General features: G+C 48.6%; 14 protein-coding genes and 2 pseudogenes. 3 read left to right on the top strand and 13 right to left on the bottom strand.

The window, feature by feature from the left end; genetic code table 11:
• Positions 1 to 119: 119 nt before the first annotated feature.
• The gene (locus tag NST83_RS12250; protein WP_342417785.1) at positions 120 to 785 is read left to right on the top strand and encodes an MBL fold metallo-hydrolase; all 666 of its coding nucleotides are present in this window, start codon (positions 120 to 122) and stop codon (positions 783 to 785) included.
• A 137-nt stretch (positions 786 to 922) separates the two neighbouring features.
• Here NST83_RS12250 and NST83_RS12245 read toward each other — a convergent pair whose 3' ends face one another.
• From NST83_RS12245 to NST83_RS12220, 6 genes are all read right to left on the bottom strand, one after another.
• Positions 923 to 1,201: a DUF6809 family protein gene (locus tag NST83_RS12245; RefSeq protein WP_137063106.1), complete on the bottom strand. Its 279-nt coding sequence runs from the start codon at positions 1,199 to 1,201 to the stop codon at positions 923 to 925.
• A gap of 302 nt (positions 1,202 to 1,503) precedes the next feature.
• Entirely contained in the window at positions 1,504 to 2,196 is a 693-nt protein-coding gene (locus tag NST83_RS12240) for a pseudouridine synthase (RefSeq protein ID WP_342417784.1), read from the bottom strand.
• Positions 2,197 to 2,286: 90 nt separating this feature from the next.
• Complete coding sequence (locus NST83_RS12235; RefSeq protein WP_342417783.1) at positions 2,287 to 2,481, bottom strand: DUF3934 family protein; 195 nt, start codon at positions 2,479 to 2,481, stop codon at positions 2,287 to 2,289.
• Between the two features lie 209 nt (positions 2,482 to 2,690).
• The gene (locus NST83_RS12230; RefSeq protein ID WP_342417782.1) at positions 2,691 to 3,704 is read right to left on the bottom strand and encodes an iron ABC transporter permease; all 1,014 of its coding nucleotides are present in this window, start codon (positions 3,702 to 3,704) and stop codon (positions 2,691 to 2,693) included.
• Positions 3,701 to 4,726 carry an iron ABC transporter permease gene (locus NST83_RS12225; RefSeq protein WP_342417781.1) on the bottom strand — a complete coding sequence of 342 codons (1,026 nt, stop codon included), beginning with the start codon at positions 4,724 to 4,726 and terminating at the stop codon, positions 3,701 to 3,703. Before NST83_RS12225 ends, NST83_RS12230 begins: the two co-directional genes overlap by 4 nt.
• Positions 4,727 to 4,762: 36 nt before the next feature.
• Positions 4,763 to 5,749, bottom strand: a complete 987-nt coding sequence (locus NST83_RS12220) for an ABC transporter substrate-binding protein (RefSeq protein WP_342417780.1) — start codon at positions 5,747 to 5,749, stop codon at positions 4,763 to 4,765.
• Positions 5,750 to 6,130: 381 nt separating this feature from the next.
• Here NST83_RS12220 and NST83_RS12215 point away from each other — a divergent pair, with 381 nt between their 5' ends.
• The gene (locus NST83_RS12215; RefSeq protein ID WP_342417779.1) at positions 6,131 to 6,574 is read left to right on the top strand and encodes a VOC family protein; all 444 of its coding nucleotides are present in this window, start codon (positions 6,131 to 6,133) and stop codon (positions 6,572 to 6,574) included.
• Positions 6,575 to 6,659: 85 nt separating this feature from the next.
• On the opposite strand, the gene NST83_RS12210 is transcribed toward NST83_RS12215, so the two are convergent.
• Together NST83_RS12210 and NST83_RS12205 are read right to left on the bottom strand one after the other, a co-directional pair.
• Positions 6,660 to 7,733, bottom strand: a complete 1,074-nt coding sequence (locus NST83_RS12210; RefSeq protein ID WP_342417778.1) for a polysaccharide deacetylase family protein — start codon at positions 7,731 to 7,733, stop codon at positions 6,660 to 6,662.
• A gap of 15 nt (positions 7,734 to 7,748) precedes the next feature.
• Positions 7,749 to 8,053: pseudogene (locus tag NST83_RS12205) on the bottom strand (xylanase deacetylase); the annotation flags it as partial.
• A gap of 584 nt (positions 8,054 to 8,637) precedes the next feature.
• Here NST83_RS12205 and NST83_RS12200 point away from each other — a divergent pair.
• Positions 8,638 to 8,831: pseudogene (locus NST83_RS12200) on the top strand (DDE transposase); the annotation flags it as partial.
• A gap of 272 nt (positions 8,832 to 9,103) precedes the next feature.
• On the opposite strand, the gene ggt reads toward NST83_RS12200, so the two are convergent.
• From ggt to NST83_RS12175, 5 genes are all read right to left on the bottom strand, one after another.
• On the bottom strand, positions 9,104 to 10,684 hold the full coding sequence (gene ggt, locus NST83_RS12195) for a gamma-glutamyltransferase (RefSeq protein ID WP_342417937.1): 1,581 nt from the start codon (positions 10,682 to 10,684) through the stop codon (positions 9,104 to 9,106).
• Between the two features lie 71 nt (positions 10,685 to 10,755).
• Positions 10,756 to 12,069 (bottom strand): amidohydrolase family protein, encoded by a 1,314-nt coding sequence (locus tag NST83_RS12190; RefSeq protein ID WP_342417777.1) that lies wholly within the window; start codon positions 12,067 to 12,069, stop codon positions 10,756 to 10,758.
• Entirely contained in the window at positions 12,066 to 12,506 is a 441-nt protein-coding gene (locus NST83_RS12185; protein WP_342417776.1) for a cupin domain-containing protein, read from the bottom strand. The genes NST83_RS12190 and NST83_RS12185 overlap by 4 nt, the downstream gene beginning before the upstream one ends.
• A gap of 46 nt (positions 12,507 to 12,552) precedes the next feature.
• Complete coding sequence (locus NST83_RS12180) at positions 12,553 to 14,235, bottom strand: CocE/NonD family hydrolase (RefSeq protein WP_342417775.1); 1,683 nt, start codon at positions 14,233 to 14,235, stop codon at positions 12,553 to 12,555.
• A gap of 96 nt (positions 14,236 to 14,331) precedes the next feature.
• On the bottom strand, positions 14,332 to 15,666 hold the full coding sequence (locus NST83_RS12175) for an FAD-binding oxidoreductase (RefSeq protein WP_342417774.1): 1,335 nt from the start codon (positions 15,664 to 15,666) through the stop codon (positions 14,332 to 14,334).
• Positions 15,667 to 15,690: the final 24 nt, after the last annotated feature.

The following is a 15,690-nucleotide window of genomic DNA, read 5'->3' as shown; positions in this document are numbered from 1 at the left end:
AAATGAGCGTTTATGTTCCTTATGTTGTCGAGCAAATCACGTGAGGTGAAAAAAAAGGTTTAGGAATCGAATGATGCAATGCTGTATGTATAAATTTCATTTTACGGAGGCTCGATCTTATGGAAATTTCAAAGGGAGTAGAAATGCTTCATCTAGATTATCATGGGAATATTATTCACCCCATTCTTTTGTGGGATCAAGAAATGGCTGTTTTAATAGACACCGGATTCCCAGGGCAATTTGAAGATTTACGCGTGGCCATAGAAAAGGTAGGCGTGTCGTTAAACAAACTAAAAGCTGTGATTTTGACGCATCAGGACGTGGATCATATAGGCAGTCTTCCTGAGATTTTGCAGGAGTGCGGCCATAATGTTAAAGTATATGCTCACGAACTGGATAAGCCGTATATTCAGGGGGAGATCCCTCTTTTAAAAGATGATCACCTTGAGAATCCCCCGAAGGGGAAAGTGGACGATACCTTAATAGATGGTCAGGAACTGCCGTTTTGCGGCAGGATTCGCATCATCCATACTTCTGGGCATACCCCTGGTCATATCAGCCTTTATTTAAGACAAAGTAAGACCCTCATTGCCGGGGATTCGATGTACAGTGTAAACGGGATTCTCGGGGGCATTCATGTCCCGACCACACTGGATATGAATGCCGCTCGTCTCTCATTGAAAAAGTATTTAGATTTCGACATTGCATCCGTGGTTTGTTATCACGGGGGACTAAGTAATGTAAATGTGAATGATCAGATATTAGGACTTAGCCAAGGTTTATGAGTTAAGGTTTCAGCGCCGGTTGTCCAAACAGCAAGTAAAAACCGACTCCAATTATGGGGTCGGTGTAGTTCATTCGTTTTACCCGTTCCGGTATGGTATTGCGTCCGGCCTTTCTTTTTACTTTACAAAGATATACCTTAGTTTCGATAATTTCTCCCATCAAATATTTCTAACATCATCAAAGCTCCCGTTTTGTACCCAGAAATATAATCAGAAGCAGATAATATAGAAATTAGAACATCATTTAAATCCGATAACTCCTCAATTAATTTATAGTCGTGTTCTGGTAATCTTGCTTTTAGATTTTCCATAGAAGCGGATATTTTCTGATGGGTTAGTTCAAGCTCAGGGTTTTTCGTCCTGATTCGTTCACTTGGATACCATTCGCCGTAATATAAATCCTCCAAGATACTCATATTCATCTTCTCCTTCTTGATATAAGCTTTCTGTACATTTCGGATTCGTAGGTGCCTTTTATTCCCCAAAATAAGAATATCCTATTGGAAATATCAATATTGATTTCTAGCGAATATTTCGCTATGAATAATTGAAGGACTACTGGTCAATTTCCATCACACAAGCACAGACTATTTACTAAATAGAAAGAACCAAAAAAAGCTCTCTCCCGTAGGATAGAGCCCCAGAAATACCCAATACTTTTAAGCCTACAAAATCAATGTAGTTAGATGACGTACAAATTTCAGTAGGTATCAACATGCTATCTCAACGTAGAAAGAAGCACCTTTAGCTCTTCACCATCCAGATGTCTCCATTTCCCTCGTTCCAGATGATCCAGTGTAATATTCATAATTCGAATACGCTCCAATTTTAGCACGCTGTATCCCAGAGCCTTGCACATCCTACGAATTTGCAAGTTCAGGCCCTGGGTCAAAATAATGCGAAACTCATATTCACCTTGCTGGTAAACATCACATGGTTTGGTGATGACGTTCAATATTTCAACACCGCGGGACATGGCCTGCGTAAACTCGCCTGTAACAGGTTTGTCTACGGTCACCACATATTCTTTCTCATGACCATGCTCAGAACGCATCATCTTATTAACGATATCTCCGTCATTCGTTAGTAAAATCAACCCCTCCGATGCCTTATCCAGCCTGCCAATGGCAAAAATCCGTGAAGGGAAGTTTACATAACTAATAATATTGCCAGCAACCTGTTCCGCCGCCGTACATACAATGCCGATGGGCTTATTCAGGGCCAAATATACAGGCTCGCTATTATTAACCGGAATCGTTTCCCCATCAATCAGTACGGAATCCTGCGGCTCTACATTCGCTCCAGCTTCGCAAACTGTGCCATTAATCGTAATTCGCCCGGCTGCAATCAATCTATTCGTTTCCCGGCGTGAGCAGAACCCCGTTTCGCTTATGTACTTATTGATTCGCACTATTCACCTGCTTGCTTCAAATTAAAAACACCTGATTGCTTTTGCCAAATCAGGTGTTCACTTTTTTGAACGACGATATACTTGTCCAGCTTACTTACTTCTGCCGCCGCTTTTATTACCACTTGGTTTGGTGCTGCCACCTTTTGCGCCGCCTGCGGGTTTACTTCCCGGTGCGCCTGTAGCAGCGCTTTTCACCCTTGTGGGCTTGGCTGTTTTGTTCCAGCGTGTCCAGCCCTTACTACCTGTACCTCTGCCGGTTCCGCCGCCCTTGCTTTTTGCACCCATATGATCACTCCAATAGTAGTCGTTCAGTTTTAACTAAGCTATCATACCATACTTCGGATATAATGCCTGCTTGTTTTTAAAATAAATGCTCACATAAATATGTCATAACAACATATGAAGTTCACTATTTTATCATTCAAATTAAAAAGGCGTTAACCCGAAGTAAGCTCACAGCTCACATCGGTTAACGCCTTTTGGCTATATATGAATCAGTTGGCCTTCGACAATAAATAGAGGAAATAAGGAGTCACCAGGATTGTGATAATGATGCCTGTCGGGATATCTACACCAAAACTAATGGTTCGGGTGATCGTATCCGCGATCAGGATAACGAGTGCTCCTACCAACGCTGTTGTAGGCAGCAGCAGCTTATGATTAGGCCCTACCAGCTTGCGCGCCAGATGTGGACTAACCATACCTACAAAAAAGAAGTTCCCGCCAAGGGCTACGCTACCCGAAGCAAGCGCCACCGCAGCAATAGTAAGACCAATAAATTCCCCTTTGATCGCTACCCCCAGTCCCGATGCCGTCTGGTTCCCCAGGTTCAACGCATTAAGAGTGTACGACTTATAAAAGACGTAAAAACTAATGATGAGTACCCAAGGAAGCAGTACCATAATGTAGCTCCAGTCATCTCCCCACAGATTTCCAGCCTGCCAACGCAAAGCAAAATCATATTGCTTCTCATCTAGCTTCAGTGTAATCATCAATGACAATGCGGAATAACCACTGCCCATAGCAACGCCTGTTAAAATCAAGCCGGTCGGCGAAATTTCCTTCCTCCGCCTATAGGCGAACAAGAAAATGAGGATTGCCGCTACAATGCCCCCTGCAAAGGCCAGTCCCGGCAGGACGATAGGCGAAAACAATCCCTCACTGGCGAATACAGTAACATACAAAAGTACGAACAAACCGGAGCCAGAACTGATTCCCAGCGTACCAGGACTGGCCATGTCGTTTTTAAGTAAGCTCTGCATAATACAACCCGAAATAGCCATACCGATGCCGACCAATATACCTAGAACGATACGCGGCAGGCGAAAATCAAACACAATCAGATTCTGCTTGCGAGTCCCTTCACCGATGATAACCTTGAATACTTCCATAGGGGACAGATTCATCTTGCCCACATTCATACTGAGTATCGCCACCAGGATCGTCAGCACAACTAACAATACAATAATCCCTATACTTCTGGCAGTTGCATTGCGAGGCTGGTTCAACTAAACTCCCTCCTTTGCTTACGCACAAGGTAGAGAAAATAAGGTACACCCACCAATGCAAAGATAATACCCAACGGTGTTTCATGGGGACGGTTAATAAGTCTTCCCAGCAAATCCGCTGCTACTAAAAAAACTCCACCATACAGTGCTGAAGCAGGAATGATATACCGATAATCCGTTCCGATCAGATGACGCATGATGTGCGGTACAATCAGACCCACAAAACCAATAGGACCCACCACAATGACAGAAAGCCCTGTGAGCACCAAGACAATTAAGGTCGAAAAGCCTTTGATTCTATTGGCACGAATACCCAAGCCTGATGCAACATCCTCTCCGAAGCTTAAGATTGTGATGGAGGGAGAAAGAATAATGGCACAGATCACGCCCAATATGAATAAGGGTGCAATGATAGCCAATTCGTTCCATTGGGCGCTGGCTGTCCCACCTGCCGTCCAATAATCAAGTGCTTGGCCGATCTTATATTTAATAGCAATAAAAGAACTAAACGCACCAAAAAGCATGGAGATCGACATTCCGGCTAACACCAGACGCTGAGGGGTCATCCCCCGTTTACCTATAGATGCAATGTAATACGTAATTCCAGTAGTCACTGCCGCACCCAGACAGGAATACACCATCGTTTCTGCATAGGTACGACCCGGTAAAAAGGCCATACATAATGCAATAGCAAATGTCGATCCTGAGCTAATACCAATGAGCCCGGAGTCTGCCAGCGGGTTACGGGTAGTTCCCTGCATAATGGCCCCGCAAACGGCCAGACTGCACCCTACAATGATGTCAGCAACCGTACGCGGGAAACGAAGAGTGTGAATAATTTGATGCTCTGTAATACCAGGATCAAACTGAAACACAGCGCCCCATGCTAATTTCAAGCTCATTTCCGCGGCTCCAAATGTTATAGAAGCTGCGGTTACAAGCAGCAGCAGGATCAGCCCCAAGATCATATATCCCAGAAAATGAAGTGTTCCTTTTTTGTTTTGCTCTTTATGAGTAGACATACATTACATCCTTAATGGGTCAATTATATGCTTTGCTTACTTCGTCTTTTCCAGCAATCTATTTGTGATATATTCCAATTGCCCCGTCATGCTCAAAACGTCAGAGTAGTAGAACAGGCCTGCATAATCCGCTGGAATCTCGATGATATTCCCATTTTTCACGGCCGGGATACTGCTCCATATTTTCGTTTTGGCAAACTGAGATTCCTTACCCTCCTGCTTGAACCAGAGGACATAGTCGCCAAAATATTCAGCAGCCACCTCATAAGATAAAGACCCTCTGCCCTCTCCTGAATCTTTAACTAACTTTTCGAGTTTTTCCGGTTTGTGAAGTCCGATATAGTTATACAGCAACGTTCCGCCGCGTGAGCCTGTTTCATAATATACTCCGTAGGAGTCGCTACCCCAATCCTCGAATATACTAAAGGTTTTGTCTTTGAAAATGTCGGATTTTAATTTTTCCTTAGCGTCATTGAGCTTGCTTTCAAAGGTAGCAATCGCCTTGTCAGCTTCTGCTTCATGACCCGTGGCCTGTCCTAAGAATTTAACCCGCTCAAGTGTTGTCATTTTATTGTCAGGCATCACCAAGACAGGCGCAATTTTGGACAGCTTGTCATAATCCTTTGTGTCATATGTAATGATCAAGTCAGGATCATACTTCATAATTTCCTCGGATTCCCACTTTTCAATATTTGGAACTCCATTTAGCTTATCGAAAAAAGGCATGGTTTTTTGCGACCAGCCTGATACCGCAACTGGTGTCATTCCCAATGTAAATACATCCCCAATATACCAGTTGACCACCACACGTTGAGGATTGGCAGGAACCTCAACATCCCCCATGACTGTGGATACGGTACGGGGACCAGAGTCCGTGCTTGCCTCCTTTTTCGTGTCGGTCGCAGACTGCTTGGTAGAGGACTCGGAGGTACCTCCAGCGTTGCCGCAGCCCGAAAGAACCAAGATCGAAACAGTAAATACACATAACAATATGTAAAGCCTCTTGTTCATCTTGCTATTCATTCTTTAAAACCCCTTTAGTAATATAGTCATTGCAACGTTACTTAAAATTAGTGATATTGATAATCATTATCGTTACTATAAAATAGTAAATTTCTCCTTGCTTCTTGTCAACCTTTTCTTTAAATCTTGATACTTTTTTGTATCACAAAATACATATGTCCTGTTTTTGATCATCCAATAAACATATCTGCCGTTTCTTGCATAAGTTTGCTCAACATTTGAATGAAAAACAGAACAAAGCAGGCCGCCTTTTAAGGACAGCTTGTTTTGTTTATGCCGATGAACTGTCCTTCGACGTTAGTATTTTTGTTTATGTACAGGTAAATAATAAATGTTAAAGCCACAGTCTGTTCAACTCATTAACCCGAAGGAGTGAATCGCATGTCCATTGATGTTTACCTTAATTTTAATGGGAACTGCCGTGAAGCAGCGGAATTTTACGCAGAAGTATTTGAAACGGACAAACCAGAAATCATGACCTTTGCTCAAACGCCGCCTAACCCTGAATATCAGCTGCCAGAAGAAGCAAAAGATTTAGTCATGCATACACGCCTTGATATCGATGGGAGTAATGTTATGTTTTCTGATGTTTTTCCTGGCATGCCTTTTGTTGTCGGAAACAATATAAGCCTCTCCTTCGTCAATAAGGACATGGATAAAATTAAATCACTATTTGATAAACTGAAAGAAGGTGGAGAAGTAGGCATGGAGCTTCAAGAAACATTTTGGAGTAAATGCTATGGTAGTCTTAAAGACAAATTCGGAATAGAGTGGCAGTTGAATTGTGAAAGTGAAGAAACAGACGAGGAAGCTCCTGAAAAATAGATTGGAACAGCAAGGTGGAATTTTTCTTGAATAGAAAAGTTCCACCTTTTTTTGTTTGAAAGGATTATTTACCGCTTCGGGGTTTTCAGTTGATCTCTAAATAGTCAATGTAAGCATCCCATGTCCCGTCATCGGCTGTTACAACGAGCTCTATCTCTTGATTTCCGGTTCCATGGCTGACATTGTTTAAGGTGTAGACCGCAGGACTGCTCCCACCGAAGTAGAAGGTTCCCTTTGTCTGTCCACCGATTTTTAAGTCAACTCTGGCCATGTTGGAGTTATTCGAAGCACCACGGAGTGAGAAATTATGGGTACCGTTTTCGAAATACTGCGTGTATTTCAACGAATCATTGTTGGCGTATAAAGCAACTCCTGAGAACGGCGAGCTGATATTCGTGGTGTACTGACCGCTTTTGGCCATATTCTCGGCTTCCATTTTCGTACCTGTGCTTGGCCCACTTCCAGTGCTTCCACCGTCAGGTGCGACCGCCCGGCCGGTGCTCGGCGAGATCATGCCAGAGCATAGGTTCCGGTTCTTGAGGTTCTGAGCAATCTGCGGAACCGCTTGGAGCGTAGTCTGATATTGGTCATGCATCAGGATCACGTCGCCGTTTTTCATCTTGCCCACGGCGGCTACGATCTGGGCGGTGGTGGCGCCGTTCCAGTCTTGGGAGTCAACGTTCCACAGCACTTCGGTAAGACCGTTTTGGGTCTCGATTGACTTCAAAGTCGCGTTGGTATCGCCGTACGGCGGACGGAACAACTTCGGTGCCGTGCCGGTAATGGACTTCAGCGTTTGTTGCGTGCGTGTAATTTCCGATGACATTTGTGAGGTACTCAGTTGTGTCATATATGGATGCGACCATGAATGGTTGCCGATCCACATGCCTGCTCCCTGCTGGTCGCGTACGAGTGAAGGGTAATTCTGCGAATTCTGTCCAATGTTGAAGAACGTCGCGCGCAAGCCGTTTTGCTTCAGTGCGTTAAGCAGTGTTGTTGTGGTGTTGGGATTAGGACCATCGTCGAAGGTTAATGCTACATAGCCGTTCGAACAATCAGCCGCAAGGGCCTCGTCGTCGGACATCACCAGCGAGCCCATGAACACAGACACGATGAGCGACCCGATCGCCACCCATTTTCCTGTTTTAACTTTAAACATGGTTCTACCTCCTTACAAATTGGATTTATTCGAAGCACCACGGAGTGAGAAATTATGGGTACCACTTTCGAAATACTCCGTGTATTTTACCGAATCTTGTTGGCGTATAAAGCGACTCCTGAGAACGGCGAGCTGATATTCGTGGTGTACTGACCGCCCTTGGTCATACTCTCGGCTTCCATTTTCGTACCTGTGCTTGGATGAGTTGGATTCGTACCACCGCCTCCGCCGATCGTAAGTGTATTACTAATCAAATTTGCACTCCCACTACTGGCGAACGCCAGTTGCCCCATCTGTTGACGATGTGAAATTCTACTAGTGGGTCAACCATCCACCCATAGACACATAAATATGAATTGCATCTGGCTGGTAGTCAGCACTGTAGTTTACTGGCGGTTCCTACTGGTCCTGTATGCGAAAAACAAATTAAAATTACTAAAATAACCTCATTCTTTTTTGTTTCATTAGACATTCCTCCTCTTTGGTTAATTTGCATTAAGCCTTACTAGGATGCCGTGCAGCCCGTAGCAGACCTAAAACAGCATTTCTTTACAATGATTTTTTGTAAGCGATTACAAAAGTGATTTTATCATAGCTTCCTTCATATTTAACCTGCAAAAATTTAAGTTTATACTGTAAAATGTTTAGTTTCTTTGTGGTTTAAAATGGAAATACATAATCCATGTTGTCCAAAAAAATCTTCAAAGTATAGCACATGCCCCCAGTTCGTAGGGTGCTATCAACTGCGAAGTTGCGAGCGTTATTGCAGGACGACTTGAAAGAGCTAATACCGTATTCCTATATGATCGAGAATGAGCTTGCCTATAAGACGCGAACTTCCTGGAGTAACACCATCTCCGAAAAAAACAGATTGAAGATCAGGCAACAGATGAATAAGATGAAAGTTCGGCTTAATCTTCGTAACGAGAAGGTGCGTCCTGAAGGGATGACCAGCAAAGGCACACCACGCTGTTCGATGGGATTTGCCATGACCTATTGGGTCTGGAGAACGGACATTTGAAGTTTCAGTGTCCACACGCCACGAGCAAGGTCCATTGCCCGCTTGGCATGGCCACTTGTTCTGGCTCGAACTATGGCAGGGCGTGTTTATCGTCGTCAGTCAACAGCCGCCCTGGTTTCCGGACGAGCGCATGCCTGGAGTGTATCGCACGAAAGCAGTCTTCAAGGGGGCAAGCCCGGAAATCTCCAATTACAGGGCGACTTGTACGAGCTTATTTCAAGTTAACTGCAACATATCCGGGCGGGGACAAAGAGCCAGCAAAAAACACCCTGATGAAGGAAAGAAAATAGTTTCCTTCCCGATCAGGGTGTTTTTAATGTGTACTGTTAGGGCATGCCCCGTTCCTGGATCACCAGCCGATGGCCGCTCCATCGCAGCGGGGGTCCGTGCCGCCGAGCCGTAAGCCACTGTCATCAATCAAAATGGCATGCGCGTGCCCCATGGCTCCAGCAAAATCCTCAACCGGTTTTACCGCGTGCCCGGCCAACTTCAAACGACGCTGCACTTCTTTAGCGATCCGGCCTTCCAGTCTCAGCTCTTGCGTTTCTTCCCCCCAGGTTCGGCCCCACACCCAGCGCGGTTCATGCACGGCGGTCTGCGGGTCCATGCCGTAATCGACCATGCGGGTCAGCAGCGCGGTCTGCGTCTGCGGCTGACCTTCCCCTCCCTGGGTGCCATATAAAATATACGGCTTCCCATTGCGACAGACCATCGCCGGCATCAGCGTATGAAATGTTCTCTTGTCGGGTTCAAGCCTATTCACATGCGACGGATCAAGGGAAAAGAACGAACCCCGGTTCTGCAGCAGAATGCCGGTATCTCCTCCTGTCACCGCCGAGCCAAATTCAAAATACAGGCTCTGGATAAAGGAGACGGCATTACCCTCTTCGTCTACTACCGCTGCGTATGCCGTATCATTGCCTACTGGCTGGGTATCCATCGGTAGGGAGCGGCCCATATCGATGCAGGCTGCCAGATCCGCGGCGTAGGACTTGGACAGCAGACGGTCCAGAGGGATGGAGGAAAATCGAGGGTCTGTCAAATACCGGTTGCGGTCGTGGAAGCTCAGCTTCAGTGCCTCTACAAGCAGGTGATAGTAATCAAAGGAACCGTGCTCTATATTGCCCAAATCAAACTGTTCGAGAATATGAAGCGCCATAATGCCGGTAAAACCCTGTGAGTTCGGTGGAACCTGGTAAAGATCAAGACCACGGTAACTCCCTTTGATCGGCTCCACCCATTCACCTCTGTGCCTCGCAAAATCCTCCAGCGTCAGTAGACCGCCCTGCTCCGCAAGTGAGTGAACAATCTCCTGACCAACACTGCCTGAATAAAATACGTCCCGACCGTGATCCGCAAGCTGCTGCAGGCTGCCTCCCAAAGCAGCCTGCACAAAGCGGCTACCCTGCTCGGGGACCTTCCCTCCGGGCAGATAGATTGCCGCCGTCTGCGGATAAGCCTCCAGCACCTCGAAGCGCTCGGCCGTATTGACATGCTGGTTCGGCGACAGCGGGAAGCCTTCCAGCGCATAGTAGATCGCGGGCTCAAGCACCTCTGCCAGCGTCTTTGAGCCGTATTCGCGCAGTACGGCATCCCAGCCGTCCACCATGCCCGGCACGGCAATGACGCTGCGAGGTCCCCGCTGCGGGATGGCGGATTCGCCCGCAAAGCAGGCGGCTGTAACCCGGCTGCCCGAACGGCCGCTCGCATTATAGGCCCTGACTTTTCCCTCCTGGCTGCTATAGGTCAGCCAGAAGGAATCGCCACCCAGTCCCGTCATATGTGGGTATACGACGGCAAGACAGGCGCTCACCGCCACGGCGGCATCAAAAGCGTTACCCCCCTGCTGCAAAATACGCGATCCGGCCGCGCTTGCCAAATAATGAGGGCTGACAACCATCGTTTGTGTTCCTGTAATCGATGCAACCATTATGCCCCCACTTCCTCTCCCCTTTATAACTGACAATTCAATTCTGTTTGATGCCGTTAGTTTATGCGGCCTTACGCATATGCCTGAGCTGCATGCAGAGCGGACTGCCAGCCGCCGCAGGTATACACCCAACGGCTCATTTTTGTGCCTGACAGCAGTTGCGTCACATCAGCCGCATCCGTTACAACAAAGTTGCAGGCATGCCCTTCTTCTATTCCGTACCCTTCGCAGCCTGTAATCCCAGCAGGTATATCCGTGATCATCCGCAGCAGCTGTACTAGATCCCGTTCACTGCCCATATGGGCCGCATACGATGTGATTTGGGCGATCTGTATCAGATCCCCGCGCCCGAACGGATGGAACGGGTCTTGAATGTTGTCGGAGGCCGCTGCCAGCGGAATACCTTCTGCAAGCAGCTCACGAATTCGTGTTGTGCCCCGTCTTACCAGGCCGCGATCTTCCCGTCCCTGAAGATACAGGTTCACAGCAGGCAGCGTTACCGCGTTCAGACGGGCTTCCTTCATCTTCTCCATCACATGCTGTGCATCCTTTTCCGTCATCGCAGACAGCGAGCACAGATGATCTGCCGTCACCTTGCCTTGATAACCGCAGCCAATCGTATGCTCTGCTATGCTTAGCACAGTTCTTTTCCCGGGATCGTCACTTTCATCCGCATGCAGATCAACGGGTACCCCAAAACGTTCTGCCAGCCGAAAAACCCTGTCAATCTCCCTTTCAGGGTCGTCTGCCAGATGAGGGGCACCGCCCAGTACATCAATCCCCATACGCAGTGCTTCCTCGACTGCCTCATCCGCAGCTTCATGATTGGCGCGGAACGGAACCATCAACGCATATTGGATCGCCATACTGCCCTTTAGCTTCTCCCGTACCTCCAAGGCCGCCTCAATCGTCCTAAAGGCCACCTCTCTCCCCAGATGAACAGGGAAGTCAAGGTGGCTCCTTATGGTCGTGGTCCCGTAGCTCAGCGCCATTCTGGCGGCCGTCCACATGCGCTCCGCCAACTGCTCCTTGCTGAAGCTCTGTACGGCCTGGCTGTAATTATGAATGGCTTCCTGAAGCGTGCCGGAGCGGTTCGGCACCTGTTCGAGTGAAAAGGCTTTGTCCAGATGCATATGACAGTCGACCAGCCCGGGAAGCATAATGCCGCCCCGCAGATCAATGCAATCCGCGTCTGTCAGCCGTTTCAGGTCCGGTCCGGCCTGCTGCGGAGCAATCAGACGGGAAGCGGCGTTATCCCCCGCATCAAGGAAATGGTCTTGCCGCCGGATGCTAACCCATTTCCCACCCTCCGCCTTTAGTTCATACAGATGGGGGTCTTCGCGATGCGGAAGGTGTACATTAATGAAATGCAGCCCCGTACTCATTGCGCGGTAGCCAGCGCCTGAAGCACGGCCAGATCCTCCTCATCCAGCTCGGCGGCAGGGCCTGCTTTGATCATATCCGAGAACAATTCGTCCGGTACCATGGTCGTCAGACAATATAGGCGTGTGTTGCCCGTATTGATAATATCGTGATGGTTGCCTGGCGGAATAATAATGAATGAGCCTTGGCGGATCGGAGTCTCATATTCGCTGCCAACTTTAGCAATCCCATCCCCTTTCAGTACATAAAAATATTCATAAGCTTCCCGGTGTTCATTGGATGGAGTTCTGCCTCCCACCTCGAAGATTTCTACAAATGAAGTGAAAGGAACCTGCTCCCTGTCGCATAGCAGTATGAACTTGTTCGTATCCTGTACGGAAATTTTGTGGACGGGACAATTCTCAAAATTACCGGCAACCAGTCCTGGAATGTTCACCATATACATTCAACCTCACTTTGATTGATTTTTATTTATGTCTCGCTTTTCATCTTTTCACTGGCAGCTTCAAACAGGATATGTCCTGTTCTGTACTGCGCACAGCCGTGGTGGCAATCTTCAGCCCGCCTGTTCCCGTGCTGTTCGTCTCACCCCTGACACCGTTCGGATGCCGGGCGAACAATGGGAAGGCGCTGCCTGTCAATTCAAGCCGGATATACGTGCCAGCCGACAGGGTGGCTGCCAAGGGACGCAACCTGATCCGCGCAGTAGTCCATTCATTGGAGGCTTCTGCTCCTTCACTACAGATTTCCATACGGCCCACGCTGAGCAGCCGGGCCGTTCCATTCTCGGATACGGTCGTGAGGACGGCCACCAGATCCGTCGGACCTCCCAGTGTCTGGTACTGCACGGACAACTCCGGGGACCCAAAAATCGGGATATCCTCTGCAAGCGGCCCTCCCGTATATACCAGAATCTCTTGCCTTTCCTGAATGGCAATGCGGTCGGACGGCAGGTAGGAGTCCAGACGCATCGGCAGACGCGAGTCGTATACGAATACATCCGGCACAGCCTCCTCCACGTCTTCCTTACGCCTTTCCAGTCTGCCGCCTCCTGCCGCACCGTTTGCCGGGGTCTGCGACCCCGATAGATAGAACCATTCGGACGGAGAGGACTCATTCTCAAGTACAGGAGGCAGTTGTTCCGCCATATGCCATTCATGACTCAATGGGTCAAAATAACGGATCGGCGGTTCTCCAGACAATTCCGTGTCTTCCTTGCCCTTCAGCCAATAATCAAACCAGCGCAGCTGCTCCAGATGATGTCCGCCGTCCGCCTGCTCTCCATGGTCGATTCCGCCCGCTCTGCGCCCCCATGGAATGTGGGCCCACGGGCCAACAATGAGCCGATGAAAGCAATTCGGAGTGGCAGTAGCTTGCAGAGCCTCGAATGACTGCAGCGTACCCATCAGGAAACCGTCATACCAGCCCCCAATATGCAAAGCTGGCACCGACGCCCCGACGATCTCGTCGATCCAGTTCATCCGCTCCCAGTACTCATCGTACGCTATATGATCGATCCAATCATAAAATGCGGGAAAGTATTGCTCCAGAATCGGATGTCTTTCATTCAGCGGCATTTTCCAGAGTATCTCCTCGGGGCTGCGCATAAACCTTGAGCATTGCTCGGCTGTCTCGAAGTCACCCGCCCTTTGCGCCGTATCACGAGCCAGCTGGAAAGCCCACGGCAGATGATTGCCAAGCGCGAAGGAGCCATGTGGGTAAAATAAGCCGTGGTACATGTCTGCCGGGCACATGCTCGGCGCAATCGCTCTGAGCGCAGGCGGGTGAAGAGAAGCCGCAGCCCATTGTGTGAGCCCTTGATAAGAGAAACCGTACATGCCTACTTTCCCGGTCGAGCCGGGCAGACCTGCTACCCATTCGATGGTATCAAATCCGTCCTCTGCTTCCTGTACAAACGGATCAAATTCGCCTTCCGACTCTCCCCGTCCCCTGACATCCTGGATTACAACGATATATCCCTTATTGGCATACCAGACGGGATGGGCATGTGTAACGGTGGAGGCAATCGACCGGCCGTAAGGCTGGCGCATCAGCAGTACGGGATATTTTCCCGTCTCATCAGGCATGTATATATCTGAATACAACGTTACACCGTCACGCATCGTGCAAGGAACCTTGCGGCGGATGACCACATTTCCAAATTTCATGCGACTCGCTCCTTTGCTGTAGATCGCGGATTTACTATAAAAATCCGTATGGTACGCTTGCTGCTGCTGTGTGGCCAATCTCCCGTCACCCGTTGATCAGATGCCGCTGACAGCCGGATGCTTTAATTTTTCCTGATTCAGAATTCCCTTCGGATCGTTGCTGTGTTTGATCTCCCACAAACGGTCGTGGGCGTATGATCGTCCGCCCTCCTTCAAATCCCAGGTATGCGGATTATTGACTACAACTCCGTTTTCCTCGTAACACTCCATTAGTTGATTCAGGCGTTCCTCCGTTGTGAAGGGAACCAGCGGCAGGCCAGAAATCAGCAAATTTCCGTTTTGCCGGGCAAATTCTATATGATTCATCACTTCCGGATATTCTTTTTTCATAGCCGAGATTTGCTCAAGGGCATGGGCAGGATCAAAATTCAGTTGCAGATAGGTCAAGCCCGGGTCTGCCTTGCGCGCCCACAGGGTAGTATGGTTCCATGTAAAGTCTGATACACCGACGCCTTTATGATACTGCTCGGCGGAGACCTTTTTAGACGATAACCCACCGTTTTCTACTATGACACGCTCCAGCCGCGCTTCACAGGCCGTGTCTATTTCAAGCAGCACAGCGGTACGCCCTTCGGGAATATCAAGAGGTACAAAATAGGATGGAATCGGCCATTCATGAATCGAAATGAGCCTCTTGACAACGGACGTATCTTCAGCAACCAACTGCCCGAAGCGAAAAGCTTGTTCAAAGCTATCAAAGGTTACTGCCCACTGCATCCATTCCACCCGCGGGGCCAGATTGATTTCCACCTCGGACAGAATGCCAATCGTACCGTAGGTATGCAGGTAAGGCAGCACCTCTTCTCCTTGGAGCTCAATGGTACGGGGCTGAATCTCGACGGTCTTGATTTTCAGGGAACGTACCAGCCCGTCCCAGATGGTTCCCCAACTAATCGAACCGATGCCGCCAAAACCACCGCTCAAAAAACCGCCGATCGTCGCAGTTTGAAAGGTGGAAGGCATCGTTCGCAGCTCATAGCCCGCCTTGCGCGCAGTGGATTCCATTTTGCCCAGCCTTGCCCCAGCCTGAACCCGCATTATGCCTTCTCCTGTTTCGAGCACCTTATTGTACTTGGCCAGATTCAGCACGATTCCGCCTGTGACCGGAACACATTGGCCATAGTTGCCAGTGCCGTTCCCCCTGACGGTAAGTGGAACCCCCAGCTCCGCGGCAATGGATAGCAGAGTATCAAACTCCTCCTCGGTGCGTGGACTGGCGATGCACTCGGCGACCTTGCCCTGTAGCTGACTGGTCAGTACAGGGGAGAAGTGATGATAATCCATCGAATATTTGGCGATTGCTGGCTCCTCCCACTGTAGCAGCTCAGGATCAATGCGTTCTTTCAGAATGGCTGTCCAATGTTCATTCATTCGGTTCCCCTCCCGTATGTTTTC

This window comes from Paenibacillus sp. FSL R10-2782, assembly GCF_038592985.1.
GTDB lineage: Bacteria > Bacillota > Bacilli > Paenibacillales > Paenibacillaceae > Paenibacillus > Paenibacillus terrae_C.
Note: the sequence above shows the minus strand (reverse complement) of the source record. Positions and strands in the feature narration are given on the sequence as shown.

What these genes read in the sequence shown, in the direction of transcription:
- ggt (WP_342417937.1), bottom strand. Translation starts at nt 10,684, where the DNA reads ATGGTTGCATCGATTACAGGAACACAAACGATGGTTGTCAGCCCTCAT.
- NST83_RS12245 (WP_137063106.1), bottom strand. Translation starts at nt 1,201, where the DNA reads ATGAGTATCTTGGAGGATTTATATTACGGCGAATGGTATCCAAGTGAA.
- NST83_RS12180 (WP_342417775.1), bottom strand. Translation starts at nt 14,235, where the DNA reads ATGAAATTTGGAAATGTGGTCATCCGCCGCAAGGTTCCTTGCACGATG.
- NST83_RS12215 (WP_342417779.1), top strand. Translation starts at nt 6,131, where the DNA reads ATGTCCATTGATGTTTACCTTAATTTTAATGGGAACTGCCGTGAAGCA.
- NST83_RS12235 (WP_342417783.1), bottom strand. Translation starts at nt 2,481, where the DNA reads ATGGGTGCAAAAAGCAAGGGCGGCGGAACCGGCAGAGGTACAGGTAGT.
- NST83_RS12210 (WP_342417778.1), bottom strand. Translation starts at nt 7,733, where the DNA reads ATGTTTAAAGTTAAAACAGGAAAATGGGTGGCGATCGGGTCGCTCATC.
- NST83_RS12190 (WP_342417777.1), bottom strand. Translation starts at nt 12,069, where the DNA reads ATGAGTACGGGGCTGCATTTCATTAATGTACACCTTCCGCATCGCGAA.
- NST83_RS12225 (WP_342417781.1), bottom strand. Translation starts at nt 4,726, where the DNA reads ATGTCTACTCATAAAGAGCAAAACAAAAAAGGAACACTTCATTTTCTG.
- NST83_RS12250 (WP_342417785.1), top strand. Translation starts at nt 120, where the DNA reads ATGGAAATTTCAAAGGGAGTAGAAATGCTTCATCTAGATTATCATGGG.
- NST83_RS12220 (WP_342417780.1), bottom strand. Translation starts at nt 5,749, where the DNA reads ATGAATAGCAAGATGAACAAGAGGCTTTACATATTGTTATGTGTATTT.
- NST83_RS12175 (WP_342417774.1), bottom strand. Translation starts at nt 15,666, where the DNA reads ATGAATGAACATTGGACAGCCATTCTGAAAGAACGCATTGATCCTGAG.
- NST83_RS12185 (WP_342417776.1), bottom strand. Translation starts at nt 12,506, where the DNA reads ATGGTGAACATTCCAGGACTGGTTGCCGGTAATTTTGAGAATTGTCCC.